Origin of the sequence: Lacrimispora xylanolytica (assembly GCF_026723765.1) — a bacterium.
Lineage (GTDB): Bacteria > Bacillota > Clostridia > Lachnospirales > Lachnospiraceae > Lacrimispora > Lacrimispora xylanolytica.
In genome coordinates this window covers 1,790,392-1,815,996 of record NZ_CP113524.1, presented here as the reverse complement: position 1 = coordinate 1,815,996, position 25,605 = coordinate 1,790,392, and the positions used below count along the sequence as shown (strand labels likewise).

Below are 25,605 nucleotides of genomic sequence, written 5' to 3'. Positions count from 1 at the left end.
TATCATACTATATGTTTCAATATTTCTCAATATTTACGCCAATAAAAGCCTTACATTTTTCTGACGCTTATTGTCTTCGCTGTCTTGCGGCCTCGAACATAAGTACAGATGCAGCGACTGCTGCATTTAAGGATTCCACACGCCCCATCATAGGAATCCTTACCAGAGCATCTGCCATAGCGGTTATTTTCTCCGTAAGGCCGTTGCCTTCATTTCCAATTAAAAAGCCTGTATCAACAGTATAATCCTCTTTTTCATAATTATTCCTGCCTTCCAGATGAGCTGCATAAAGTCTTACTCCCTGGGCTTTTAAATTCTTTAACGTACCGGGAAGGTCGCTGGTATAGAGAAATGGCACCCGGCAGACAGAACCCATAGTAGAACGGATAACCTTGGGATTATAGATATCCGCCGTGGTATCATCCATAATAATACCGGTAATTCCTGCGCCTTCTCCTGCCCTTATTATGGTGCCTAAGTTTCCTGGGTCCTGAATATTTTCAAGTATCATAAGGAATGCAGGAGAAGTGACGGTTTGAAGATCCCCAACTTCATAGGAATACTGACGGACAAGAGCCAAAATGCCTTGAGGCGTCTGTGTATCAGACATAACAGAAAAAACATCGTCTGCTACCGTTTCAAAGGGAAGTCCTTCTACCAGCTTCCGATGGGACTCATCCTTTATAAAACTCTCAGATACATAAACACTGTCAATTCTGTCTCTTGGAATCTCCCGAAACATTCGTAAACCTTCCGCTACAAAAAGACCTGAAAGCTTTCTTGCCTTCGCTTTTTTTGCCAGATTCATTACCTGTTTTACTTTTGCATTGGCACTGCTGGTAATCATAACATACCTCTTTCTATAAATGATCCAATTCTTCCAGCCACAGACGACTTACCGCATCGCTTGGCATTCTTAAATCTCCTCTTGGTGATACCGCTACCGATCCAACCTTTGGACCGTCCGGCATACAGGAGCGCTTAAACTGCTGGCTGAAGAATCTTTTGTAAAAGACCTTGAGCCATTTTAAAATAATCTCATCTTCATATTGACCCCGAAATGCGTAAACAGCCATCCGGTAGATTTTTTCCGGATGGTAGCCAAATCTTAGAATCTGGTACAGGAAGAAATCGTGAAGCTCGTAAGGCCCTACAAGGTCCTCGGTTTTCTGAGCGATTTCTCCGTCCTTTGGCGGCAGAAGCTCTGGACTGACCGGGGTATCAAGGACATCCAGCAGTACCTCTTTTAAGGTCTCTTCCTCGCAGGTATCTGCATAATACCGCACCAGATGGCGCACCAATGTCTTTGGCACCGACGCATTGACTCCGTACATGGACATATGATCACCGTTATAGGTGGCCCAGCCCAGGGCCAGCTCAGACATATCTCCCGTTCCGACCACCAGACCATTGAACCGGTTAGCCAAGTCCATAAGGATCTGAGTTCTCTCCCTGGCCTGGGAGTTTTCGTACGTCACATCATGAACGTCAGGATCGTGTCCAATATCCCTGAAATGAATGGTAACCGCTTCTTTTATATTGACCTCTGTCAGCTCAGCCCCCAGTTCTTTGGTCAGCTGGCAGGCATTCTGATACGTCCTGTCCGTAGTTCCAAAGCAGGGCATGGTCACCGAATGAATCTGATTTCTTGGTATCTCCAGCATATCAAAGGCTCTTGCTGTGATAAGGAGCGCAAGGGTAGAATCCAGACCTCCGGAAATACCGATGACCGCACTTCGGCATCCAGTATGAGAAAGTCTCTTTTTTAACCCCATTGCCTGAATGGCAATGATTTCTTCACAGCGTCTGCTTCTCTCCGCTTCATTATCCGGGACAAAGGGCCTTGGGTCGATATGGCGTTTTAAGTGAAGCTCTTCTTTTTTCATGGGGAAGGGAATTACGGTGTAATTGCTTCTGTCCGCAGGAGGAAAGGTTGTCATCCGCCGTCTCTCATGATTGATGCGCTCCAGATCCATGTCTCCATATACGGTCTCGTTGCCAAACCGCTTGGATTCAGCCAGGAGCGTTCCATTTTCCGCAATGAGATTCTGGCCGCCAAACACGAGATCCTGGGTGGATTCTCCTTCTCCTGCATTGGAATAGATGTAACCGCACACCAGGCAGGCAGAATGGCCTGTGATCAGGCTTCTTCTATATATATCCTTCCCCGTTGTTTCATCGCTGGCAGAACAGTTTACAATGACCGTAGCTCCTGCCAGTGCGTGACGAATGGAAGGGGGGTTTGGAACCCAGGCATCCTCACAGACCTCAGCCGCTATCATAAGACCTGGAATGTCCTCACAGGCAAAGATTAAGTTCGTTCCCATCGGGATATCCTGCCCTTCCCATTTGGTGAAAACAGGAATTTCATTGCCTGATTCAAAATAGCGAAGCTCATAGAATTCAGAATAGTTAGGGAGATTCTTCTTTGGAACAATTCCAAGAATCCTACCGTCCTGCACCGCTACTGCTGTGTTATAAAGCTTTCCAAGGTTCTCCCATGGCATGCCGAGAAAAACAAGGATATCATGGCCCTTGGTTGCCTTTAAAATCTCTTTCAGTTCCTTTTTTGCTTTGTGGAGCAGAGCATCCTGTCCGAAAAGATCTCCGCAGGTATAGGAAGTAAGACAAAGTTCAGGGAACACGATAATTTTTACATGGTTTCTTATTGCTTCTTTAATCAGCTCACAGATTTTTTCCCGGTTAAATTCCGGATCTGCCACTTTTACGTCAGGGGTCGCTGCCGCAACCCGGATATATCCATGTTTCATCCTTATTTATCTCCTATCTTTTTATCAATGTCTGTAGGTATCCATTTTGCCTTTAAGGCGTAAATAATATCCATAATCGTCGTTGTTATCCATGTGATAGGATAACACCACATCACTGCTTCAAAACTGGGGAAAAACGGAACCAATAGATTAATGTATATCATACGAAGAATACACATGTTTCCAACGCCGATCAGCATGGAGACTATGGTTCGCCCACTGCCTCTGATACTGCCCATTAATATCTGATGAATAGCAAGGGTCCAGTAAAACGGAAGAAGAATCAGCATAGTGGCATTTCCATAAGCGATGACATCTTTATCCGGTGAAAATATCGAAAGAATGCGCTCGGCATCCAGAAACAATACAACGGAAATAAGTAGCGTGTATATCATGCTTATGATGATTCCCTGTAATATTCCCTGTTTCACCCGTTTCCATTTACCCGCACCGATGTTCTGACCGGTAAAGGTCGTAGCGGCCAGACAGAAGCTTTGAAGGGGCAGCATGGCGAAACCATCGATTTTCGAATAAGCACCAAATCCAGCCATGGCAGCAGCTCCGTAGCTGTTTACATTGGCCTGGACCACAACGTTTGACAGGGAAATAATTGACTGCTGAATACCGCTTGGGATTCCAAGCTTTAAGATTCTGTTCATCATCTTCTTATCGATTCGTATCTTCGATAGGATAAGCCGATGGCTTTCCTTTGTTCTCATCAGTGCCATCACAACCAGCACAGAAGAGACTGCCTGAGCAATTACCGTCGCAAATCCAGCGCCTGCTGTTCCCATCTGAAAGAGAACCACAAACACAAGATCCAGTACAATATTCACCACAGAGGAAACGCAAAGATAATAAAGAGGCCGTTTGGAATCGCCCACTGCCCTAAGGATTCCTGCCCCCATATTATACACCAGATTAAAAATGGAGCCCAGAAAGAAAATTCTCAAAAAGGAGATAGCGCCAGGCAATACCTCAGCTGGTGTCCCCATCCAGATCAAGAGAACCGGGGACAAAACGACGCCAAGTATTGTCAAAAGGACGCCTCCTAACAGGCTTAAAGCAATGGATGTATGGACGGCATCATAAAGCTTTTCCTCATCCTTTGCTCCATAATACTGGGATATGATAACTCCCGCTCCGGTACCGATTCCCATTGACATACCAATGATTAAATTAATCAGGGAATTACTGGAACCTACGGCTGCCAGGGCTTCACTTCCCACGAAATTACCTACAACGATGGAATCCGCGGTGTTGTAAAGCTGCTGAAATAAGTTTCCGATGAGAAGCGGCATGGAAAAAGCAAGCAGCTGTTTCCAAATAACACCTTCTGTCATAATTACATGATCTGCTCTTTGTTTTTTACTCACATGATCCTCCTGCTCTTCTCCAGTCCTCCCAATGTGTATTAGTATACATCCATTTTACCAAATTGGGAAGCCGGAGAATTTAAGGTTTACTTTTTCTGGTATTTCGTGTAAAATACACTAATATCCTACTAAACAGATAAGAATAATTAGGAAGGAGATTTTTAGCAATGACATTTTCTACCAAGGGGCGTTATGCGCTTCGTATGATGCTTGAATTTGCACTTCATCCCAACGAATGTACAAAGATTAATCAGGTGGCTCAGCGTCAGGAAATTTCGGACAAGTACTTAGAACAGATTGTAACCATCCTAAGCCGGGCCGGTCTCGTGAAAAGCCGCAGAGGTGCCAAGGGAGGGTATTTTCTTACTAAGGATCCTTCGGAATATACCGTTGGCATGATTCTACGGCTTGCTGAGGGCAGTTTAGTCCCAGTCGCCTGTATGGAGGATGAGGTAAACCACTGCCATCGTGCAGATATCTGTGCAAGCCTTATGGTATGGAAGAAGCTGGACGACGCAATCTCCGGTGTCATCGACAATATTACCCTTGCTGACCTGGTGGAAGAACAAAGAAGATTGGACCGTGAATATCATCATTATGAGATATAGTATCCGTAATACCCATACTTTAGCATGGAAATGCGCCTTGAGCGGCCTTTAAAGCCAGTCAAGACGCATTTTTTTATATACTCTTCTAAGGCCGTTCTTTATAACTGCCCTGCCCGCTCTGCATACTTTCTAATATCAGAAGCATTGGTAATCTTATGAATCAGACCTTCCTTTACCACTACCAGCGTAGGCGCCTGCATGATCCCAAGGGCTTGCGCCAGTTCTGCATTTTCCTCTGCATCCACAGTTTCATATTCTACATGTTCCAGGAATTCCTTTGCCGTACGGCAGTTTGGACATGTCTTTGTGGTAAACAGATATGCTCCCGTTGGAATCTCTGTTTTCTTAGTAAGTACCTTCTGTGCTTTTTCCTCAGAGGATACCTTATTCTTTGAAAGACCCAGCGGATTGTAGGTGATCCGGTTTTTATATTCCTGGGTTTTTCCCTCATTCCAGTTCTGCACCGGACGGTAATAACCAGTAATCCGGCTGTATACTTCTGCCGGTTTTTCACAGTGGGGACAGATCTTATGCTCTCCTGATAAGTACCCGTGCTCCGCACAAATGGAATAGGTCGGGGACATGGTATAATAAGGCAGCTTATAATGCTCCGCTATGGTTTTTACCAGCTTGGCAGCCGCCTGCCAGTCCGGGAGCTTCTCTCCTAAAAACGCATGGAATACCGTTCCGGAGGTATAAAGCGTCTGAAGCTCATCCTGGATATCCAGAGCATCAAAGATATCTGCCGTAAACTCCACAGGAAGGTGGGAGCTGTTGGTATAGTAAGGAGTATCTCCTTCCTTCCCGGCAGTCTTAATTCCCGGATAGCGCTCTTTATCATGCTTGGCAAGACGGTAAGCCGTGGATTCTGCCGGAGTTGCTTCCAGGTTATAAAGGTCGCCGTATTGTTCCTGATAATCAGAGAGCCTTTCTCTCATATGGTTTAATACGTCTTTTGTAAACTTCTGAGTTCTTGCCTTTGATAAATCTTCTTTCAGCCACCTGGCATTTAACCCTACTTCGTTCATTCCGATTAAGCCTATGGTGGAGAAATGATTTTCAAAGGTGCCAAGATACCGTTTGGTATAGGGATAGAGGCCCTGGTTTAAAAGCTTCGTAATGACCTCACGCTTTACCTTTAAGGATCTGGCGGAAATATCCATCATGTGATCCAGACGACTCATAAAGTCGGCTTCATCCTTAGCCAGATAAGCGATTCTTGGCATATTAATGGTCACGACGCCTACAGAACCGGTACTTTCCCCAGAGCCGAAGAAGCCTCCAGTCTTTCTTCTAAGTTCCCGCAGATCAAGGCGTAAGCGGCAGCACATGCTTCTTACATCGCTTGGCTCCATGTCGCTGTTTATATAGTTAGAAAAATAAGGAGTTCCATACTTGGATGTCATTTCAAAAAGAAGTCGGTTGTTTTCTGTATCGGACCAGTCAAAATCCTTTGTAATGGAATAGGTGGGAATGGGATACTGGAAGCCTCTTCCATTGGCATCCCCTTCGATCATGGTCTCGATAAACGCTTTATTGACCATATCCATTTCCTGTTTGCAGTCTTTGTACTTAAAATCCATCTCTTTTCCACCTACGATGGCATTAAGTTCTGCCATATCAGATGGTACCGTCCAGTCCAGAGTGATATTGGAAAAGGGTGCCTGTGTTCCCCAGCGGCTTGGAGTGTTTACGCCGAAAATAAAGCTCTCAATGCATTTTTTCACTTCCCCATATGGTAAGTTATCTGCCTTTACAAAAGGTGCCAGATACGTATCAAAGGAGGAAAATGCCTGTGCGCCAGCCCATTCATTCTGCATGATTCCGAGGAAATTAACCATCTGATTGCATAGCACAGATAAATGCTTTGCCGGTGAAGAGGTAATCTTACCTGGAATACCGCCAAGGCCTTCCATCAAAAGCTGCTTTAAGGACCAGCCTGCACAATAACCGGTCAGCATGGATAAATCATGAATATGTACATCTGCATTTCTATGAGAATCTGCAATTTCCTGATCGTATATTTCTGACAGCCAGTAATTTGCCGTAACAGCACCGGAATTACTTAAGATCAGACCTCCTACGGAATATGTAACCGTAGAGTTTTCCTTGACTCTCCAGTCCTCCACCTTCACATAGCTGTTTACCACATCTTTGTAATCCAGAATCGTATTCTTCATATTCCGGACTTTTTCTCTCTGCTTTCTGTAAAGGATATAAGCCTTTGCCACATCTGTATATCCGGCCTGCTCTAACACGTGCTCCACACTGTCCTGAATTTCCTCCACAGATACCTGGCTTTCTGACATCTTGGTCTGGAAATCTGCTGTTACCCGGAGAGACAACAACTGTAAAATCTCATCGTTATACTCTTTTTGTGTCGCCTTAAACGCTTTCTTAATGGCTTCTGTGATCTTAACTAGGCTGAATTCAGCTATTTCCCCATCTCTTTTAACCACCTGGATCATTAAAACCTAACTCCTTTCCTATAAGAACCCCTTTTTGACTTCAAAATTAAAACACAAAAGTATTATAACAGAGCGAAATAAAAAACACAATATGTAGATTGGTTTTTTAACACCACTTCTACATATTGTGTTTTCTTTCGTCGTTAATTACATCGGCTCTGCCTTATAAACTGGCAAACAACTCCGATGGTACATAAGCACTTACATAGATACCGTCGTCCCGGTATTCTTCTGCTAACAGCTGTCCATACTTACGGATCAGCTGGATCTTACCTGCTTCGTTGTAGGAATAGACTTTTTCTAGATGTATTTTCTGATTTCGTAAAATCGTTTCCACAAGGCTTAAAAGCTCATCAAGCCCCTCTCCTGTCCTGGCCGAAATCTTCACCTGATGATCAGAGGTAACGTCCCGAAGAGTGGTTTGAGGGTCTGCTGCATCCATTTTGTTAAAAACAGTTACCATCACCTTATCGCTGACCTTCAGCTCCCTGAGGGTCTCATACACTACATACATCTGCATATCCATGTTAGGATTTGAGGCATCTACCACGTGAAGGATGATATCACTGTATTTTGCCTCCTCCAGCGTACTTTTAAAGGCTTCAATCAGATGATGAGGCAGTTTTCTAATAAATCCTACGGTATCCGTAAGAAGTATCTGCTGTCCGCCAGGAAGGTTTAGGTTTCTGGTGGTAGGATCCAGTGTCGCAAACAGCTTGTCCTCAGCCAGAATTCCTGCATCAGTAAGCCGGTTAAGCAACGTGGATTTACCCGCATTGGTATAACCTACGATGGCAGCCACGGTTACGTGATTTTTGTCCCTCTGCTGCCTTGCGACTTCCCGGTGGCGTTTTACATCCTCAAGCTCCGCTTTCAAGATACTGATTCGGTCGTGTATCAAACGGCGGTCCATCTCCAGCTTCTTCTCACCAGGTCCCCTGGTTCCGATTCCGCCTCCCAGACGGGATAAAGAGCTTCTGAGCCCCACCAGACGGGCAGCCCTGTATTTTAACTGGGCAAGCTCTACCTGAATCTTTCCCTCTCTGGTACTGGCCCTGGCAGCAAAGATATCGAGGATTACCATGGTTCGGTCCATCACCTTCATATCCAGTGCCTGTTCCAGATTTCGAAGCTGTGCAGGAGAGAGCTCATCATCACAAACCACACCTGTAGCATCAAGCTCCCACGCCCGTTCCTTCACCTCCTGGATCTTGCCCTTTCCAAGATAGGTTCCTGGATGGATCCGTTCCCGGTTCTGTATCATCTTATCCACAGTCACTGCTCCCGCTGTTTTCACAAGCTCTTCCAGCTCATCAACGGAAGCAATGGTATCATCCCCATCCCCTGTACTGACAGCGATGAGTATGACCTTTTCTTCTATTTCTTTTAAATCAATTAGTTCTCCCATAGATTCAACCAACCTATCTCGTCTTTAAAAACGTGATCTCCCGCTCCGCGGCCTCATCTGGACCGTGAACGGAGACATACTTCTGCATCAATGTCAGGGCCTCTTTAAAATCTCCCTTATACTCCCTGGCAACTGCCTGATTAAATAAGAGCTCAGGCACCTCACCGCTGTCTTCGGAGGAAAGACCCCGGTCAAAATAACTTAAGGCGGAATCATAGTCTTTCTTTGCCATACTTAAAAGCCCCAGCTGATTGTAGAGTCTGGCACCCTTTTGCCCTGCTGTTAAAGCCTCCTGATACAGAGCCATGGCATCCTCTATCGCTCCGTTCTTTTCCATAAGAGCTCCTACGGATAGAAGGGCATTTAGTTTTCCCGGGGATTTAAAATCCTTTTCCGTTTCCCCGCTCTTTTTGTAATCCTCCAAGGCTCCGGTTAAATCTCCTGCTTCCGCTCTTGATATGGAACGCAGATTTAAATATTCCGGTTTTTTACCGTCAGCTTTTATGAGCTTATCATACGTTTCTCCGGCTTCTTTATAATTACCTGCTAAAAACTCTGCTTCCGCCCGATATTTTAATATATCGATATCCACCTTCTGGACCAGACCTTTTGAGGAATGAATGGCCTTATCAAAGGACGCGATTGCCTCCTCGTAATTACCTTCCTGTAAGGCAGTGATCCCTGCATCCCGGTACGTATATCTGCTGTCTTTGCCTCCACAGCCCTGGGATAAGGTAATCACCAGACCAATAAGAACAGCAAAAGCTGCATATCCAGTCTTTTTTCTCATGCTATTATCTCCAACTTTATAAAAGCTATGAATGCTATTGTTTTCCCGTACTTCCGTGACCGCCCCGATCCTCATTGGTCAGCATGTCCACCGCCATAAATTCAAAGGCAGGCTGATGCTCCATGATGCGGAACTGGCATATTCTGTCATTGATATGAATGACAGTGTCTCTTAAGGCATAAGCCGGAAAGAACCACTGGTCATTATCTCCGCAATAGGTCTCGTCAATGATTCCCATGCTGTTTGTCTGAATAATGCCGTAATTTTTAAAGGTACTGCTTCTTGGAACTACGTGTGCCTCATAGCCAGCCGGAAGCTCCATGGCAATACCAAGAGGAATCAGCTTAAACTCACCAGCCTTCATCTCCACTTCCTTAGCCGCTCTTAAGTCGATCCAGTCTGACTTCCCTCCGATGTAGGAAAGGCGCTCGATCTCCTCTGTAAAATACTTTATTTTAATGGTTCCTGTCACCTTATTTCCTCCTGTAAATCCTCTTTTTTCTTATCGTCATCTGTCATTAGATCTCCGCTGCCAGAAAGCTCTTCTTCTACTTCCATACGGATCTCAGCCGCTACTACAGGATCTGCAACCGGCAGATTCTGAGTGGATCCAATCCCGAATCTTCTTAAAAATTCCTCTGTTGTGGCAAACAGTGCCGGCCGGCCTGGGGCATCAAGCCGCCCTACCTCGTAGACCAGATTATATTCTACCAGCTTATTGACCGCATGATCTGATTTTACACCTCTGATTTTTTCAATTTCAAGCTTTGTAACCGGCTGTTTATAGGCAATTATGGAGAGAGTCTCCAAAACCACATCGGATAATACCTGTTTTTTAGGTGTAGCTGCCACACGGATGAGATGTTCGTAATATTCGGAACGGGTACACATCTGATAGCTGTTTTCAAGCTCTATGATCTGCATGCCCCGTTTCCCTGTATCATAACGTTTTTTCAGGCGGAGAACTGCTTCTCTTGCCGCGTTTTCATCCTGTCCGATGGCTGCCGCAAGACGGCTTAATTCCACAGAATTGCCCATGGTAAAAAGAACTGCTTCAATCACTGCTTCCCATGCTTTTTCCTCTTTTGTGATTTTTTTTAGCCCTTCCTCAAAAAGAGTTTCTTTATCCATCTGCTTCCTCTCCCCTGATTCCTTGTTCATCTTCCATTAAATCCGTTAAATCAAGCTCTCCTTCTTCCCCTTCCTCTTCCAGGGTCTCAATGAGCATATCATCAAACAAATACTCCTGGGTCAAACGGATCTTTCCGATCTTCATCAGCTCCAGGAGCGCTAAAAACGTTACAACAACCTCCACTTTATCCGTCTGCCTCTCCAGCATCTTGCGAAAGGAAAACTTACGGTGCTGTCTGGCATAGCTCATAACGGATAAGATCTTGTCCTCCAGACTGACGGATTCCTTTCTGATGTTGCCGAAGCTGCTTCTGATAGGATCGATCCGGTCAGACTTTCGTTTTGTTACCTGTCTGAAGATCTCCTGGAGCTTTGCCAGGGTAAGTCCGTCAAGGAGTTTATCCAAATCCACCGGTGGCTCATACTTTGCCACCTCTGGCGGAAGGGTGCTGTCTTTATAAAACAGGCGGTCAGCCCCTACCTCCCGGTCCTTTAATTCCAAAGACATGTATTTGTAATATTTGTATTCTAAAAGACGCGCCACCAGTTCTGCTCTGGGATCTTCCTCTTCCCCGTCTTCGTTCACTTCTTTTGGAAGAAGCATGCGTGCCTTAATATCAATCAGTGTTGCTGCCATAACAAGGAACTCGCTGACAATGTTTAAATCCTCTGTTTCCATGTTACTGACATACTCCAAGTACTGTTCCGTAATGGTCGCAATGGGAATATCATAAATATTCACTTTATTCTTTTCAATCAAATGAAGCAGCAGGTCTAGCGGCCCCTCAAAAATATCCAGTTTATAAGAGATTCCCATACATTCCTCCAACGCACATCTAATGCACCACGGACTAGTATAACAAATCCTGCTTCATCTGTAAATATATGCCAGACCCAAAATCATGTTTTCCGTTTTAAATCCACTACTACCAGTTGGGGTTTGTTGTTGAACCTGATATTAATGGAGTGAGTCCCAAGGCCTCTGCTGACTATCATATACCTGCCGTCCTGTTCAAAGGTCCCGGCGCAATAGGGGTTGAAAAACTGAAATTGTGGAGTCATGACTCCTCCTAATACAGGAAGTCTTATGGTTCCTCCATGAAAATGTCCTGAAAGGGTCAAATCAGCTCCCCAGCTCCTGCATCCACGAAAATAAAGGGGGGAATGACACAGAAGAATCTGAAACGGTTCTCTCTCTGCCTTTCCCACCTTTTTTTCGATGCGTTCCCTGGTCAATTCTTCCCGATGAAACTTTTTGTAATAAGGGTATTCCAAATCAATACCAGTCACAGCCAGGTCCTGGCCAAAAAGCTCTGTTGTGTTTTCAAGAACCTTTACACCCAGGTTCTTTAAGCCGTCTCTGTACTCCTCGTACTGCTTTCCATAGACCTCCGGCTGCCAGCACATCCTGTTTTCGTGATTGCCGTTTCCGCAGATCACCGGATAGCGGTCCGCCAGCTTCTCAAAAAGACTTAGAGGAACCATGGTGTCCGCACTTCCCTTGCTGACGAGCATATCACCACCCACAAGAATCAGTTCCGGACTGATCCGGTCAATCGTTTCAAGCAGCTTCTGGTTATTCTCACCAAACTCATGATTGTGTAAATCAGAAAGAAATAAAATCCGATGATCCTTTCTGACTTTATCGCTTTTAAGAACAATATGTTCTTCGGAAAGCTGTTCCTTTTCATATTCTGAACGCAATAAAAAGCCTGCGATGGCAGCGAGACAAAAAACTCCGGCAGCAAATAACATATGGTTTTCCTCAACTTCCGTTTTATTTTCCTGCTGTCTTTTCATCATACAATGAACTGCCTGCATCGTCAAGGCTTAAGAAAACCAGTCTCCTGCCAGATACTCAATGACCAGATTCGGCAGTATTACCATTAAGCCAATTCCTACGCTCATAACAATCGTACTAAAAAAATACTCTTTATATCCCTGAGTTCCTGGCTGAGGGGGAACCGTAAACGCAAGGCGGTAGATGGAACAACAAATAACCAAAAAACAAATCAGATAAAAAATTGCATTAAACACATTTCTTTTCATTGGTATATTCCTCCTTGCTTATAATATACGCCAATTATGGATAATATGCAATACCAGATACTCACGGTTTAATTATGGTTAGAGGTGACATATATGATTGTTTATGACAGGCTGTGGGAGACCATGAAAAAGAAAAACGTCAGCCAGTATCATCTGATTAAGTATTATAAGGTTAGTGCCGGACAAATCGGTAGGCTTAAGAAAAATAATTTTGTATCCACCCACACCATTGATATGCTCTGCAAAATATTAGATTGCAGCGTAGAGGAAATTATGGAATACCGGGCAGATATTATGGAAGTCTCCACCGAAACAGACCAGGAAACATAAAATCCAGGACTGACCGCTTTAACGTATGACCCAAGACGAAAAAAGAGCCTGAATGGCTCTTTTTTTACATATAAAGAAGGATTACTTTACCCATACACCTGACCCGTTCACCTTATAACCATCTGGTGTTGTAGTATTCTTTAGCATAATCCCATCTCCGCCTAAATAATACCACAGGCTGCTGCTCTCTACCCAGTAATTGCGAGCCATGGCGCCGCTTGGTTTTAAGTAATACCAGGTGCCGCTTGATAATTCCCGCCAGCCGGTTGCCATGGTTCCATCTGGATTAAAATAATAATCTGCTCCATCGATATTCAGCCATTGACTGGCTGCTCTATTCCCATCCTGTTTTTTATAAAACCAATGGCTGCCACTTTTCTCCCAGCCCCCGGAAGAATTCTGTGTCAGAGTGTTCCCACTGCCTTTTACAGCAAACCCGTAGTCTAACAGGGCCTTTGTATCTGCGTAGTGAGTGGACTTACTTTTCATTACAACGGCAATAAGACGGACTCCGTTCTTCTCCGCGCAAGTGACTAAGGTATTGCCTGCTGCTGAGGTATAGCCTGTCTTTCCTCCGATGACACCGGGGTAATACCTTGCGTCTCCGGAATTGATCATCTTATGTCCCATGGTTATGGTTCTGGCTCCTGCTTTTTTCGTTGCAGGTATCTGGTAACTTACTGTGGAGGTCACCTTTCTCACTTTATCATTCTGAAAAACAGCTCTTGCAATGAGAGCCATATCCCGGGGCGTCGTATAATGGCTGGAACTTGTCAGGCCATTGGGATTGACGAAATTGGTATTGGTACACCCAAGCTCTTTGGCCTTTGCATTCATAAGAGCAGCAAAGCCGCTGACACTGCCTGAAACATGCTCTGCCAGTCCATTGGCCACTTCATTGGCGGATTTCAGCATAAGACCGTAAAGACTCTGTTCCACAGTAAGGCGGTCGCCTTCCACCAGTCCTAAGGTAACGGCTCCTGATTCCAGATTCGTTGTGGCTGTCTTTGAATATACAACGGTATCCGATAAATTTGTCCGCTCTGCTACGAGAAGGGCTGTCATTAACTTCGTTATGCTGGCAGGATAATATCTGGTTTCAGCATTCTTTCCAAATAGAATGGTACCAGTCTGGGCATCTAGCAGGACCGCACCCTCTGAGGCGATCTGAGGCTGAGCTATATTAGATGCATTTGTGGTATTTGCTGTGTTGCCTGTGCTTTGTGAAGCGGCTGGCTCTGTTGCTTGTGTGCTGCTCCCTGGTAGTCCTGCCCCTGGCCCGGTTGAGTTTTCCGTATTCTGGCCGGTAGAACCCGGAAAGGGCTGGACCACAGGAACATCACCATAGGTAGGTATTGATGCAAGTATACTGAAAACGATTGCCAGACTGCATCGTCTGAGTGATTTTTTTGTCATTTCCTCTTCTCCTGTAAATATGTACCTGCTCGTCTATTTTCTTCCAACAGTATATCACATAATCCAAATTTTTCCGCTTAAATTTTTCTTACAAACTTATGGCAAAAAGCGCATCACCCGGATGGATAATGCGCTTTTTTTAAAAGTTCTGTTCCCTATATTCTTTTTCCAGCTCTTCCAGCCGGTCCATGGCAACATTTAAAATTTCCGCATGATCGAACGCCAGTTTCTCCTGATCCAGCATATCAATCGCTGGTAAAAGCTCGATCTCCGTCTCCTTCTTCCACATCAGTCCCTGACGGTGATAGGTCTCGGTGATACGGTATGTCATATAAATATGATCTTCGTCGTTTTCAACTGTGAGTGAATAGGTTGATCCGTTCTCCAAATCAGAAAGCTTCTTTTTCCTTACCTTAAACCAACCTGCTTTTTCTGCATCATCAGATGCCATAGGATTTAACTGATCTTTTGGTACGGCAGCCAGGTAAGATACGGATATCACTCTTGTCCTGGGGTCCCGTTTCACAGCGCCCCAGGTATAGAGCTGCTCTAAGCATATCCCTTCTACCCCTGTCTCTTCATAAAGCTCTCTGGCAGCCGCTTCTTCCAGCGACTCATCAAGACCTGCAAAACCTCCTGGTATTGCCCAATGTCCGATGTAAGGATGATTTTTCCGCCGGATTAAAAGGATTTCCGCTTCCGCATCTTCCTCTTCTAAATCCACCGCAAAAATCAGCACATCAACCGTCACGGATGGACGTTCATAATCCCCCGGACGATACTGCAAAAGAAACTCCTTTTCCGTCAATCCCTCTTCATTCTTTCGTTCCATTCTGTCCTTCTTCCTACCAGAATCTTAGAATACCGTTTACAAAGTACAATGATGATTGCACTCTGCCACAGCTAGAATACTGGATTTCCTATGGTTATCAAACAGGCAGCCTAGGGCACTGCCTGAAGTCTTTCACCGCTATGTTCTCCTGATTTCCATCCTCTGCTAATTAAAGTCTGCTTATATACTATACACAAAGATTGACGCTGTATCAACTATTTTATAAAAAGATTATTTTTACAACTGGTAAATTTTAACGGGAAAATAAAACTTCATGGAATAAAATATTAACATTTTTGAAATACTATTGTACTGTGAAAACGAGTATGATATAATCCACCAAAGTTGATCAATAAAATCCTGACCACAAGAACGGAGAATGGTGACTTATAATGAAAAGTCTATTGAAGAAATACAGCCACGCCTGGTTGCTGGGCTACGCTTTTATTTATCTTCCATGGTTTATGTACCTGGAAAAAACGGTAACAAGCAACTACCATATCATGTATATTGCACTTGATGATCTGATTCCATTTAACGAATATTTCATCATACCTTATCTTTTATGGTTTTTTTATGTGGCTGGTGCCATAGGATTCTTTTTCCTTACCGACGTAAAAAGCTATTACAAGCTTTGTACCATGCTTTTTACGGGAATGACAATCAGCCTTATGATCTGCACTGTATTTCCTAATGGAACGGATTTCAGGCCTGTCATAGACCCTTCAAAAAATATTTTTGCTAAGACGGTTTCTTATCTTTATGCCGCAGATACTTGTACCAACGTCTTCCCAAGCATTCATGTGTACAATTCCATTTGTGTGCATCTGGCTGTTATCAGAAGCGAACGATTGAGGAAACATCATTTGGTCAAGACTGCTTCCTTTGTACTGATGGTTTCTATCTGTCTTGCCACTGTATTTTTAAAACAGCATTCCGCATTTGATGGCTTTGGTGCCATGGCTATGGCATATATCATGTATTACTTCGTTTACGCAGGAAGCTATGAGCCCAGCAGAAAAAAGGTTTCCGAAAAAGCAATTGGGTAACATACAGGGTACCGCCAAATCACATTTCATTGCGTGATTTGGTAGTACCCTTTTTTATAGCCAACTAAATTATTCGTGCTTTGATCAAAAGTTGTCTTTCTCAGTAGATTAGAATCTTTCCAGCCACTTCAGGATCACTTCAACGCCCTTATGGTATTTTTGTCCAACCAAAAGCCCTGTATGGGTGGCCGGTTTCATTCCAGCATAATCTCCATGAAAATAATCTGCTTCCACTTTTAACCGATGTTCTTCTTCCTCATTATTGGCCGTTCTTATAACCAGGGCCGGACAGGTAATACGGGTGTTATCGATTGGTATCCCATCACTTGCTCCAAAGGTTATGGAACATGCCGAGAAAGCCTTGCCCGCTTCCATGGTCAGATATTTTCGCTGAAATTCTATATCCTCCAACGATTCATCCGCGCTGCAGGTTTCCTTTCGTTCCGGGGCTGGGACAATATCCACAGGGGCACTCCTCTTAAGATGTTCATAGGGGGCTTTTTCATATACCTGTCTGCATGTACTGGAGTCAATTAAAATCATGCCTTTTAAATTCTCAGATTCAGCAATCTTCTGAGTCAGTATCCCACCCATACTAAACCCAATCATAACTGGTGGTTCTTCACATCTTAAAAGAGCTTCCTTTATATCTTCCAGATAATTTTCAAAAGTGACCTTAGATAAATCCACGCATCTGCTTTTATAATGACCTCTTAGGTTCATGGTATAACAATCAAAACCAGCTTTAACAAAATGGGGAATATATTTGCTCCACATCCAGCTTCCCGTATACGCTCCATGAAGAAATAGCAAGGGAGGCTTCGTTTTACTATAAGTCCCTTTTAAGACTCCTTGGTATATTTCCAGGAACAGGTCATTTTCGCCAATATACATTTCCATATGCTCCGGCAATAATTTCGTATAATCGTTCATCGTATTTTCCTTTCCCTATGCGAACTGATATGATTTTAGTTTGACATCAAACTATATGAGTAAAAAATTACAGATTTGTATATACCCTGTTTAAAAGAGAAAATAATAGTTCTTTTTCTTCCTCTGTAATTCCGACATAAAAAGCCTCTAAGAGCTCCCTGGATATCTGGTGAAAGATAGGCATAAGTTCTTGCCCTTCTCTGGTAAGGGTGACGTATATGACCCTGGTATCCTCTGTGTCCCTTTCCTTTGACACGTACCCAAGCTTAACCAGCTTATCTACCAGTGAAGTAACTGTGGACTTATCTTTCCTGATTACGGAAGCTATTTCTGCCATAGTCATTCGGTTCTTTTGATCCAGAGCATATAGAATATCTCCATGGGAAGTTACAATTGCTTCTATTCCATGGAACTCCATCTCAGCAATCAGACGCTTGTTTACCTTATCTCTTATTTTGGAAATTAATGAAATGATGTCATTTGGATTCATGGTTTCATTATAGTTTGATATCAAACCAATGTCAAGTGCCATTCATTGAAAGAATAATACTGCAGATTGATAAAGCAAAAAAAGAGTAAACCACTCCCCGCTGGATAAACACAGGATAAGGAATCCGTATTTATATAGGTTGTGATTTACTCCTGTTATTAATTAAACCCAAAGAACTTTTGGGTCATTTTATAAATTGCAATTGGGAATTTCATACCGCTTTTTCCAGGGAGGTTGAGTCCCTGTCCCATGAATCCCCATCGAAGGCGGAGAAACAGTTTTAAATTCAGTTTTCTTAAATGCTGCCACAGCTCTCTTTTCTTTTCTAAGTTTTCCTCTGTTCCTGATTTGATTGCCAGAATGGAGGAAACGGTCATCATGATTTCCAGATACCGAATCATATAGCGGCGAAGCTTTCGCTGCTTGATTTTCATGATATCATAGTAACCAAGCATCAGCTTTGTCACACGTATCTGCTGGTCAATCCGCCCGATCATCACCTGTTCGTTTACAGACTGATCTTCTCTTCCGATAAAATACCGGTAAAAATTAACGTCAAGGTAATACATAGTCTTAACGTGAGGTAAGGGCTGATATACAAAAATATTGTCTACATAGAAGGTATGCTTTGGAAGCTCCAGTCCGCATTGCTTTAAAAGGTCTGTCCGGTAAATCACCGAATGCATCAGAATGTACTGGCCAAGGATAAATACTTTAACATCATCCCAGTCAAATAATTCATTCTTAGGAAGAGCTGATCTGTAGTTCATCACCTTTTTCCGTTTTGCCCCTTCTTTTTCATATACAAAATTGCTGATCAGCATATCCAGGGTCTTTTCGCCGTATACAAAATCTCTTAAGGTATTTAATATTTCCATATAGGCAGAATAGTCTACCCAGTCATCGCTGTCTACTACTTTAAAATAAATACCGGTTGCATTTCTAAGTCCGGCATTGACGGCCTCTCCATGGCCTCCATTCTCCTGATGAATCGCTTTGCAGATAGTTGGATATCTGCTTTCATATTCATCAGCGATGGCTCCTGTATTATCTTTAGTTGAGCCATCATCTACAATAAGAATCTCAACTTCTTCTCCGCCGGGCAACAGTGATTCAATGCAGTGCCTCATGTAAGATTCAGAATTATAGCAAGGAATTGCTACAGATAAGAGTTTCACACCAAATCCTCCTTTAATTGATTTTTTCTATAAATCCGCATTGCACTAAATATCGATACGAGGAAAGACAAAATGGCTGTAACTGCCATCGCTGTTCCATTCTCCCTTCCCACCAGCAAAGTCCCCATCGCTGTATTGGTTATAAGCAGGGACAGTAAATTGGCTGATATATGAAGAAGGATAGGTGCCAGCAGGGTATGCGACACCTCATAAAGCCAGGCAAGTGCGATTCCAATAATAAAAGCGTACACTCCCTGAGGGAGATTTCCATGATAAATCCCAAATAATGCCGCAGATATCAGGGCAGATTTAAGAAAAGAGAGTCTGTCCCTCAAAGCGGCAAAGCAAAGCCCTCTGAAAATAAATTCTTCGGCAATGGGTATTAAAATTCCGGCAGCTCCAATCTGCATTAGAACCGGCGGTGTATAAATTGCTTTCTTCGCCTCTTCATAGGCCGGGGATAAGTAATCCAGCCTTGTTATCGCCACGATTTCATTGCCAAACACGCATAAAGCTGCTCCAAACAGCAGAATATACCATAGAGAGCCATAAAGCTTTTTGCTTATGGTTGGTTTGCTGCGCTCCCTTTGATCCCTTCGGTATAAGAGATAGAGAAAGGGCGTACAAAGGATAGAGGACAAAGCAGCTGAAGTTAATGCGCTTAACTTAAAATTCAGAAACAATAAGCTGGAAACTCCGGTATAAAAAAACATTGGAACTATGAGATGGAGTATCAATGGTATCATGAATAGGAGTCCTTTCGCTTTTAAGTTTCTTTCTAAACATTATACCACCTGATCTTAAGATATCCATAATTATTTTTATAATTCTTTCGAAAAATTACCATACCTTTTTCTTCATACTCTTCCATTCCTTAAAACCTGTTGCTTTTTTTACCGCCGGATAATATAATATCCTTATCTTTTTTAATAAAATTACGATGGAACTGAGAGGAAACTGATATGGCAAAAAAACGTATTGTTATGGCGTTGGGACATAATGCTTTGGGAACAAATCTGCCTGAGCAAAAAGAAGCGGTTGGCAAAACTGCCAAGGTGATCGCTGATTTTATTGAAGCCGGCTGGCAGGTAGCAGTCACTCACAGCAACGCTCCCCAGGTTGGCATGATCCACACCGCCATGAATGAGTTTGGCAAGCTGCATGATGGTTATACTTCCGCCCCCATGTCCGTATGTTCTGCCATGAGTCAGGGCTACATTGGTTATGACCTTCAAAACGGAATACGCGCGGAGCTGTTAAAAAGAGGAATTTACAAGTCAGTGGCAACGATTTTGACCCAGATGATGGTAAATCCGTATGATGAAGCATTTTACACCCCTATGAAACCAATCGGTCGTTTTATGTCGGCAGAGGATGCAAAATTAGAGGAAGAAAAGGGAAATTATGTAGAGGAAGTTCCTGGCAAGGGCTTTCGAAGAGTTGTGGCTTCTCCAAAGCCTGTTTCCATTGTTGAGATTGATATCATTAAAGCCATCATGGATGCAGATCAGATCGTGATCGCATGCGGTGGCGGCGGTATCCCGGTCATGGAGCAGGGCTATGTATTAAAGGGAGCCAGCGCTGTCATTGAAAAGGACCGTGCAGCCGGTCTTCTTGCTAAGGAAATTGATGCCGATGTGCTTATGATCCTTACAAGTGTGGATCATGTGGATTTAAATTTCGGAAAAGCAAATGAGACTCCAATCAGTCAGATGAATTTAAAAGAGGCTTCTGATTACATTCAGGACGGTCAGTTTGAATCCTCTTCCATGCTTCCAAAGATTGAAGCTTCTGTTGATTTCATTGGACACGGAAGAAATAGAAAAGCGATTATTACTTCTTTGGAGATGGCTAAGGCAAGCCTTGAAGATAAGGGCGGCACCATTATCGCAGAATAATCTTTATATTATTGAATTCATAATTTATGGCAGGGGATATGATTTTACATCTCCTGCCTTTTTCTTATCCTTTCATTTCTATATAAAGGGAACGTGATTCCCATTTCTACGGAAATAATCACATTTCACGTTTTTTCTTTCCCCTTATTTTCAAAAACAGTATCCCCTATATAGGTTCTTTGGTCTCTCCATGAAATTATGTCGAATAGGAACGCATCTCACTTCATATATTGAAACAAATATACTGACGGAGTTTATCGATATGAAGTTTCCAAAAAATCTAAAGATAACGGAAAAGATCCGGTCGATTCCTGTTTCTCCGGAAACGGGCATATGGTCTCTTAAGATTTTTCTCCTGTTTCTCTGTGCTTTTATGGCTGGTCGCATGGGCGCTATGTTTACCTCACATCAAAAGGCGGTTACAGCGGCCGCTGACGGGAACTGGGGTCTTAGCTTCCAACAGGAAGGCCAACCTCCCGTAGCCAATGCCACCATGGATTATTTAAAACAATTTGATTCCTATTACGCCCAGAAAACACCGGATAAAGTCTTATATCTTACCTTTGATGCCGGTTACGAAAACGGCAACACTCCTGCCATACTGGATGCGTTAAAGAAACACAATGCCCCAGCAACCTTTTTTGTGGTAGGAAACTACATAGAAACCGCACCTGACCTTGTAAAGCGTATGATTGCAGAAGGCCACACAGTAGGAAACCACACCTTCCATCATCCGGATATGTCTAAGATGTCTTCTAAGGATTCCTTTGAAAAAGAGCTAAAGGATTTAGAGACCTTATACGAAAAAACCACAGGACAGCCCATGAAGAAATATTACCGTCCACCTCAGGGGAAATACAGCGAGGCTAACTTACAGATGGCAAAGGATATGGGGTATAAGACCTTTTTCTGGAGTCTTGCCTATGTTGACTGGTATCAGGATAAACAGCCCTCAAAGGAGGAAGCCTTTAAAAAGCTTCTTGGAAGAATTCATCCCGGTGCCATTATCCTGCTTCACAGCACCTCCAGTACCAACGCACAGGTTCTTGACGAGCTGCTGACCAAGTATGAAGAAATGGGTTATAAGTTTAAATCTCTGGATCAGCTGGTGGCTGAGCAGAAATAAAAAGAACAATATATAAAACTGGCCGTCCCAAAAAGCGGAACGACCGATTGCATGCTAAAAGCCGCTGAACTCTTTCTTCAGCGGCTTTTAAAGGTTTATTTTACAAATGGACTACAGTCCTGATGCACGCAATAGCGCATCATCTATATTACCGGCAAAATTCTCTCTTCCTACCAAATCTGCAAAACCAGCCTTCTCCATAATGGACATTGGCTGCTGGTTTACATGGGAAAGAACCAGAACCACATTTTTCTTTTTTAAATTCTCATAAAGCTTATGAAGGCTTTTTAATGCCGTAGAATCCATGGCCGGAACGCTTCGCATTCTTAAAATCAGCACTCGCTTTCCGTCCTCCAGCACTACCTTTGATATCTTATCAGCTGCTCCAAAGAACATGGGGCCATTGATTTCAAATACGGATACGTGTCTTGGTACAGGCTTTAAATCCACATGATCACCGTCAGCAATTTCCTTCTCATCCTCCAGATACCGCCAGCCGCTAACCTCTGCCACATCAGCCATACGTTTCATGAACAGCAGGGAGGCGATCACCAGTCCCACACCAATGGCAGTTACAAGATCAAATGCCACAGTCAGAATAAAGGTAACCAAGAGTACTGACCAGTCACTTTTAGGAGCTGTCTTAAGTATAGAAAGAAATTCTCTCCATTCACTCATATTATAAGCCACCATAAAAAGTATGGCTGCAATGGCTGGCATGGGAATAAGAGCTGCAAAAGGCATAAGGAAAACGAGAACCAGCAAAAGAAGTCCTGCATGTACCATACCTGACACCGGAGTCCGGCCTCCATTCTTAATGTTGGCGGCAGTCCGTGCAATGGCTCCGGTCGCCGGAATTCCTCCAAATAATGCAGAACAGGTATTACCGACTCCCTGAGCAACAAGTTCCATATTGGAATTATGTCTGCCTCCTGTCATTCCATCAGCCACCACACAGGAGAGGAGGGACTCTACGGCTGCTAACACCGCAATGGTCAGGGCATCAGGCAGAACCTTTCGCATCAATTCAAAGGAAAAAACAGGTGCATGAAATGCCGGAAGGCTTGGTGATATGGTATAAAGGTCTCCAATGGTATTGACCGGAAGCTCAAAGACCTTTACAAAAAAAGCGGTCACTACTACTGCAATGAGAGAAGCCGGAACCTTTTTCACAAATTTGGGCCAGACCACAAGAATTCCCAGGGCTAAGACTCCAACAAGAAATGTCATGGGATTAAAGGTGTCAAAGCACAAAACCACCTGTTTTAGCTTTCCCATGGTCTCCACCGGTGCCTCCATAAAGGTCAGTCCAAGAAAATCTTTGATCTGACCAATTAATATGGTGACTGCGATACCAGTGGTAAATCCAGTGGTTATGGTAAAAGGTATAAAGCGGATGAGGCTTCCTAAGCGGAGCACTCCCATAAGAACCAGAATGATACCTGCCATCACAGTAGCGAGAGCAAGGCCATCCATACCGTTTTTTATCACAATGCCTGCAACAATCGAAGCAAATGCTGCTGTAGGACCTGCGATCTGTACCTTGCTGCCTCCTAAAAAGGAAATGACAAAACCAGCCACAATCGCCGTATAAAGTCCCTGTTCCGGAGTCACTCCAGAGGCAAGGGCAAGGGCTATGGAAAGAGGAAGTGCAATAATAGCAACAATAATTCCCGATATAAAGTCCTTAATAAACTGCTCTTTTGTGTAATGCTTCACTGATAAAAAAAACTGGGGTACCATATCTTTCATGCTTCCTTATCCTTTGTATATTTTATATTTTAACAAACATTTTAAAATATAGTTCTCTTAAAGGAAGAATGCAAGCAATTTTTGAATGTTTCTCAAATAGTACAAGAATATTGAAAAAAACGGCTATGTAAGGGATACTGGAAAGGAAATTTCATCGTTGCAATCAAAATATTGGAACCATTCCTCATAGTCCAGCCTTCCTGATTTCAGTTCCTCTGCCATTAAGAGCAGGTTGACGGAATTGACTGCCGCTCCGCAGATTCCTGACCGCATGGAAATAAGTTCAATCCGGTCCTTAAAGCCTCCGGTGAAGGAACCTGAGATAAATGCAAACCGGAAATGAGTCACAGACTCGTCAAAGACCTTCCACCACTGGTTTGGATTTAAACGGGCATCCCGCTCCTTGTTTTCCTCAATATACCGATAGATCTCATCCGCCTGCTTGATCGGAAGAGAGTAACCTTTTCCATATGCTTTGTTATCAATGATAAGCCCATTGGCTCCGTGGTACACACACACATCAGGCTTTCTGGTATCCCCAAGTCTTGCGCCCATGAAACCAAGTTCGGCTGTAAAAAGTTCCGCTGTCTTCATCTCATAATCACGGTCTGAGCTTCCGTCAAAACCAAGATCCACCAAAATTAAGTATCTGTGGTCTACATGAGTCAAATGAGTTCTTAGATAATCTTTAAAGACAGAGACTTCTGATTTAACAGGTAACATAAATTCTCCGTCTTCCGGAAGCTCTAAGCCCACAATTTCATCCATGATCCGGTAGGTATCTCCTGACTTTTTTACCTGAAGGCCGATGTTTTCAAAGCTTCTGATATCATCAAGAATGGTCTCAATTTCTTCTTTCAGCCCTTTGCTCTCTAAATATTCCTTAACCTGTACAGGGGAACGATAGCTGCCTTCCAAGTATTTTATAATATAGGTTCTTCTGTTTCTTAAGTAGTCCCGGTCAGCCACTTTCGTCGCCAGCATGTCCCACATGACCCGCTTGGGAATCCTGGCAAACCTGGATACGCCCGTGATGTGCTTTATTACCGTTCTTCCTTTTAGAGTAAGCTTATAAGACTGAGGTATCATTGCAGATGAGCTCTTACTGCCGGTACCTGTGATCACTTCCTTCGCTGCCTTACTGATCCAGCCCACCTGTATGAGCCAGCTGCAAATGGTGCGGACGTATTTATCACTGGTCCCTTCTGTATCCTGTAAAAGCTTTGTCTTCTCCTCTTTTGTTTCTGCTTCCAAAAGTCCCTCTAATATCATGTACTGAGGGATGGAAGTGAAACCAGCTTCCCCGATAAAGCCAAGTCTTGCACCTATTTCAAATTTCGTCAGATGCTCTTCTTCCCCTAATAAGGACATAACCCTGCAAACAGGAGGATAGGATAAAAATGCTGTTTTAAGGACCTCTGCCTCTTCTTCACTTCCTTCCAAAGCCAATGCATACTGGTGACCCAGTTCTGTAATGGAACAAGCATCCTGTGTTCTGCTGTAGGAAAGGAATCCCACACTGACTGCCCATCTTAAAAAGGAATCTGCCGGCCAGTCACTTTGATATTCCTTACGCTGCCCTGGAAGTACGGCCTGTATGATACCGGAACAGGGTGCATTGCTTCTTGTAAACCCGCTGGGGGTTCCCTTTCCCTTCAGATGGGTATATGGGATACAGATTATCTCCTCAGAAAGCTCACGGATAAAATCATCCCTTCCATCCTTTTCGGAGATAAGCCTTGGAATTTTATCCGTACAAAGAAGCCGGTTAATTCTGGATCCCGGCACAAATACGGATACCACATTCTTTAAATTTCCCAGGGTATAAGCCTCCTGTACCCAGCCAAATGTTCTGTCTGCCACTGTTATTTCCTCTTCGTTTTTTCTTAAAGTATAGCATAGCCCAATATGATGCGCAAAGCGTTTTGGTTTGTTTCAGGGAGTGATTCTGTGATATAATGCAGATTGCCCAAAGAAAACAGCAGGAAAGGAACAAAAGA

General features: G+C 43.6%; 24 protein-coding genes. 5 read left to right on the top strand and 19 right to left on the bottom strand.

Annotated elements, in window-relative coordinates:
• Positions 1-67: 67 nt before the first annotated feature.
• From OW255_RS08540 to OW255_RS08530, 3 genes are read right to left on the bottom strand one after another with little or no spacing between them, the layout of a single operon-like run.
• Positions 68-847: a TrmH family RNA methyltransferase gene (locus OW255_RS08540; RefSeq protein WP_024836334.1), complete on the bottom strand. Its 780-nt coding sequence runs from the start codon at positions 845-847 to the stop codon at positions 68-70.
• Between the two features lie 13 nt (positions 848-860).
• Positions 861-2,771, bottom strand: a complete 1,911-nt coding sequence (locus OW255_RS08535) for an NAD(+) synthase (protein WP_268116363.1) — start codon at positions 2,769-2,771, stop codon at positions 861-863.
• Positions 2,772-2,773: 2 nt separating this feature from the next.
• Positions 2,774-4,114 (bottom strand): MATE family efflux transporter, encoded by a 1,341-nt coding sequence (locus tag OW255_RS08530; protein WP_035317991.1) that lies wholly within the window; start codon positions 4,112-4,114, stop codon positions 2,774-2,776.
• Positions 4,115-4,314: 200 nt separating this feature from the next.
• On the opposite strand from OW255_RS08530, the gene OW255_RS08525 reads away from it, so the two are divergent.
• A complete protein-coding gene (locus tag OW255_RS08525; protein ID WP_024836337.1) occupies positions 4,315-4,755 on the top strand; it encodes an RrF2 family transcriptional regulator in 441 nt (146 codons plus the stop codon).
• 98 nt (positions 4,756-4,853) lie between these two features.
• Here OW255_RS08525 and OW255_RS08520 read toward each other — a convergent pair whose 3' ends face one another.
• The 8 genes from OW255_RS08520 to OW255_RS08485 form a co-directional block, all read right to left on the bottom strand.
• The gene (locus tag OW255_RS08520; protein WP_024836338.1) at positions 4,854-7,223 is read right to left on the bottom strand and encodes a ribonucleoside triphosphate reductase; all 2,370 of its coding nucleotides are present in this window, start codon (positions 7,221-7,223) and stop codon (positions 4,854-4,856) included.
• 163 nt (positions 7,224-7,386) lie between these two features.
• Entirely contained in the window at positions 7,387-8,631 is a 1,245-nt protein-coding gene (hflX, locus tag OW255_RS08515) for a GTPase HflX (protein ID WP_268116362.1), read from the bottom strand.
• 13 nt (positions 8,632-8,644) lie between these two features.
• Positions 8,645-9,421 (bottom strand): tetratricopeptide repeat protein, encoded by a 777-nt coding sequence (locus OW255_RS08510; RefSeq protein WP_024836340.1) that lies wholly within the window; start codon positions 9,419-9,421, stop codon positions 8,645-8,647.
• A gap of 34 nt (positions 9,422-9,455) precedes the next feature.
• The gene (locus OW255_RS08505) at positions 9,456-9,893 is read right to left on the bottom strand and encodes a dUTP diphosphatase (RefSeq protein WP_024836341.1); all 438 of its coding nucleotides are present in this window, start codon (positions 9,891-9,893) and stop codon (positions 9,456-9,458) included.
• Positions 9,890-10,552, bottom strand: coding sequence for an SMC-Scp complex subunit ScpB (gene scpB / locus OW255_RS08500; protein WP_024836342.1), 663 nt, complete (start codon positions 10,550-10,552; stop codon positions 9,890-9,892). The genes OW255_RS08505 and scpB overlap by 4 nt, the downstream gene beginning before the upstream one ends.
• Complete coding sequence (locus tag OW255_RS08495; protein WP_024836343.1) at positions 10,545-11,369, bottom strand: segregation and condensation protein A; 825 nt, start codon at positions 11,367-11,369, stop codon at positions 10,545-10,547. The genes scpB and OW255_RS08495 overlap by 8 nt, the downstream gene beginning before the upstream one ends.
• Positions 11,370-11,452: 83 nt before the next feature.
• On the bottom strand, positions 11,453-12,307 hold the full coding sequence (locus OW255_RS08490; RefSeq protein WP_268116590.1) for a metallophosphoesterase: 855 nt from the start codon (positions 12,305-12,307) through the stop codon (positions 11,453-11,455).
• Between the two features lie 75 nt (positions 12,308-12,382).
• Complete coding sequence (locus tag OW255_RS08485) at positions 12,383-12,601, bottom strand: hypothetical protein (protein ID WP_024836345.1); 219 nt, start codon at positions 12,599-12,601, stop codon at positions 12,383-12,385.
• 93 nt (positions 12,602-12,694) lie between these two features.
• Here OW255_RS08485 and OW255_RS08480 point away from each other — a divergent pair, with 93 nt between their 5' ends.
• Entirely contained in the window at positions 12,695-12,931 is a 237-nt protein-coding gene (locus OW255_RS08480; protein ID WP_024836346.1) for a helix-turn-helix domain-containing protein, read from the top strand.
• An 81-nt stretch (positions 12,932-13,012) separates the two neighbouring features.
• Here OW255_RS08480 and OW255_RS08475 read toward each other — a convergent pair whose 3' ends face one another.
• Positions 13,013-14,347 (bottom strand): serine hydrolase, encoded by a 1,335-nt coding sequence (locus OW255_RS08475; RefSeq protein WP_268116361.1) that lies wholly within the window; start codon positions 14,345-14,347, stop codon positions 13,013-13,015.
• Between the two features lie 139 nt (positions 14,348-14,486).
• Positions 14,487-15,179, bottom strand: a complete 693-nt coding sequence (locus OW255_RS08470) for an NUDIX domain-containing protein (RefSeq protein WP_024836348.1) — start codon at positions 15,177-15,179, stop codon at positions 14,487-14,489.
• A 392-nt stretch (positions 15,180-15,571) separates the two neighbouring features.
• On the opposite strand from OW255_RS08470, the gene OW255_RS08465 reads away from it, so the two are divergent.
• A complete protein-coding gene (locus OW255_RS08465; RefSeq protein WP_024836349.1) occupies positions 15,572-16,228 on the top strand; it encodes a phosphatase PAP2 family protein in 657 nt (218 codons plus the stop codon).
• Positions 16,229-16,336: 108 nt separating this feature from the next.
• Here the strand turns inward: OW255_RS08465 and OW255_RS08460 are convergent, their stop codons facing one another.
• The 4 genes from OW255_RS08460 to OW255_RS08445 all read right to left on the bottom strand — a co-directional run bounded on the left by OW255_RS08460 (position 16,337) and on the right by OW255_RS08445 (position 19,575).
• A complete protein-coding gene (locus OW255_RS08460; RefSeq protein ID WP_268116360.1) occupies positions 16,337-17,161 on the bottom strand; it encodes an alpha/beta hydrolase in 825 nt (274 codons plus the stop codon).
• 67 nt (positions 17,162-17,228) lie between these two features.
• Positions 17,229-17,651, bottom strand: coding sequence for a MarR family winged helix-turn-helix transcriptional regulator (locus tag OW255_RS08455; RefSeq protein ID WP_024836351.1), 423 nt, complete (start codon positions 17,649-17,651; stop codon positions 17,229-17,231).
• Positions 17,652-17,809: 158 nt separating this feature from the next.
• Positions 17,810-18,829 carry a glycosyltransferase family 2 protein gene (locus OW255_RS08450; protein ID WP_024836352.1) on the bottom strand — a complete coding sequence of 340 codons (1,020 nt, stop codon included), beginning with the start codon at positions 18,827-18,829 and terminating at the stop codon, positions 17,810-17,812.
• A complete protein-coding gene (locus OW255_RS08445) occupies positions 18,826-19,575 on the bottom strand; it encodes a CPBP family intramembrane glutamic endopeptidase (RefSeq protein WP_268116359.1) in 750 nt (249 codons plus the stop codon). The genes OW255_RS08450 and OW255_RS08445 overlap by 4 nt, the downstream gene beginning before the upstream one ends.
• Positions 19,576-19,791: 216 nt before the next feature.
• Here OW255_RS08445 and arcC point away from each other — a divergent pair, with 216 nt between their 5' ends.
• Both arcC and pdaA read left to right on the top strand, forming a co-directional pair.
• A complete protein-coding gene (gene arcC, locus OW255_RS08440) occupies positions 19,792-20,727 on the top strand; it encodes a carbamate kinase (protein WP_268116358.1) in 936 nt (311 codons plus the stop codon).
• Between the two features lie 373 nt (positions 20,728-21,100).
• Positions 21,101-21,853: a delta-lactam-biosynthetic de-N-acetylase gene (gene pdaA / locus OW255_RS08435; protein ID WP_268116589.1), complete on the top strand. Its 753-nt coding sequence runs from the start codon at positions 21,101-21,103 to the stop codon at positions 21,851-21,853.
• A gap of 111 nt (positions 21,854-21,964) precedes the next feature.
• Here the strand turns inward: pdaA and OW255_RS08430 are convergent, their stop codons facing one another.
• Together OW255_RS08430 and OW255_RS08425 are read right to left on the bottom strand one after the other, a co-directional pair.
• The gene (locus OW255_RS08430) at positions 21,965-23,605 is read right to left on the bottom strand and encodes a SulP family inorganic anion transporter (protein WP_268116357.1); all 1,641 of its coding nucleotides are present in this window, start codon (positions 23,603-23,605) and stop codon (positions 21,965-21,967) included.
• Between the two features lie 123 nt (positions 23,606-23,728).
• A complete protein-coding gene (locus OW255_RS08425) occupies positions 23,729-25,468 on the bottom strand; it encodes a restriction endonuclease FokI recognition domain-containing protein (protein WP_268116356.1) in 1,740 nt (579 codons plus the stop codon).
• Between the last annotated feature and the right edge of the window lie 137 nt (positions 25,469-25,605).

What these genes read in the sequence shown, in the direction of transcription:
- OW255_RS08540 (WP_024836334.1), bottom strand. Translation starts at nt 847, where the DNA reads ATGATTACCAGCAGTGCCAATGCAAAAGTAAAACAGGTAATGAATCTG.
- OW255_RS08535 (WP_268116363.1), bottom strand. Translation starts at nt 2,771, where the DNA reads ATGAAACATGGATATATCCGGGTTGCGGCAGCGACCCCTGACGTAAAA.
- OW255_RS08530 (WP_035317991.1), bottom strand. Translation starts at nt 4,114, where the DNA reads ATGACAGAAGGTGTTATTTGGAAACAGCTGCTTGCTTTTTCCATGCCG.
- OW255_RS08525 (WP_024836337.1), top strand. Translation starts at nt 4,315, where the DNA reads ATGACATTTTCTACCAAGGGGCGTTATGCGCTTCGTATGATGCTTGAA.
- OW255_RS08520 (WP_024836338.1), bottom strand. Translation starts at nt 7,223, where the DNA reads ATGATCCAGGTGGTTAAAAGAGATGGGGAAATAGCTGAATTCAGCCTA.
- hflX (WP_268116362.1), bottom strand. Translation starts at nt 8,631, where the DNA reads ATGGGAGAACTAATTGATTTAAAAGAAATAGAAGAAAAGGTCATACTC.
- OW255_RS08510 (WP_024836340.1), bottom strand. Translation starts at nt 9,421, where the DNA reads ATGAGAAAAAAGACTGGATATGCAGCTTTTGCTGTTCTTATTGGTCTG.
- scpB (WP_024836342.1), bottom strand. Translation starts at nt 10,552, where the DNA reads ATGGATAAAGAAACTCTTTTTGAGGAAGGGCTAAAAAAAATCACAAAA.
- OW255_RS08495 (WP_024836343.1), bottom strand. Translation starts at nt 11,369, where the DNA reads ATGGGAATCTCTTATAAACTGGATATTTTTGAGGGGCCGCTAGACCTG.
- OW255_RS08490 (WP_268116590.1), bottom strand. Translation starts at nt 12,307, where the DNA reads ATGTTATTTGCTGCCGGAGTTTTTTGTCTCGCTGCCATCGCAGGCTTT.
- OW255_RS08485 (WP_024836345.1), bottom strand. Translation starts at nt 12,601, where the DNA reads ATGAAAAGAAATGTGTTTAATGCAATTTTTTATCTGATTTGTTTTTTG.
- OW255_RS08480 (WP_024836346.1), top strand. Translation starts at nt 12,695, where the DNA reads ATGATTGTTTATGACAGGCTGTGGGAGACCATGAAAAAGAAAAACGTC.
- OW255_RS08475 (WP_268116361.1), bottom strand. Translation starts at nt 14,347, where the DNA reads ATGACAAAAAAATCACTCAGACGATGCAGTCTGGCAATCGTTTTCAGT.
- OW255_RS08470 (WP_024836348.1), bottom strand. Translation starts at nt 15,179, where the DNA reads ATGGAACGAAAGAATGAAGAGGGATTGACGGAAAAGGAGTTTCTTTTG.
- OW255_RS08465 (WP_024836349.1), top strand. Translation starts at nt 15,572, where the DNA reads ATGAAAAGTCTATTGAAGAAATACAGCCACGCCTGGTTGCTGGGCTAC.
- OW255_RS08460 (WP_268116360.1), bottom strand. Translation starts at nt 17,161, where the DNA reads ATGAACGATTATACGAAATTATTGCCGGAGCATATGGAAATGTATATT.
- OW255_RS08455 (WP_024836351.1), bottom strand. Translation starts at nt 17,651, where the DNA reads ATGAATCCAAATGACATCATTTCATTAATTTCCAAAATAAGAGATAAG.
- OW255_RS08445 (WP_268116359.1), bottom strand. Translation starts at nt 19,575, where the DNA reads ATGATACCATTGATACTCCATCTCATAGTTCCAATGTTTTTTTATACC.
- arcC (WP_268116358.1), top strand. Translation starts at nt 19,792, where the DNA reads ATGGCAAAAAAACGTATTGTTATGGCGTTGGGACATAATGCTTTGGGA.
- pdaA (WP_268116589.1), top strand. Translation starts at nt 21,101, where the DNA reads ATGGCTGGTCGCATGGGCGCTATGTTTACCTCACATCAAAAGGCGGTT.
- OW255_RS08430 (WP_268116357.1), bottom strand. Translation starts at nt 23,605, where the DNA reads ATGAAAGATATGGTACCCCAGTTTTTTTTATCAGTGAAGCATTACACA.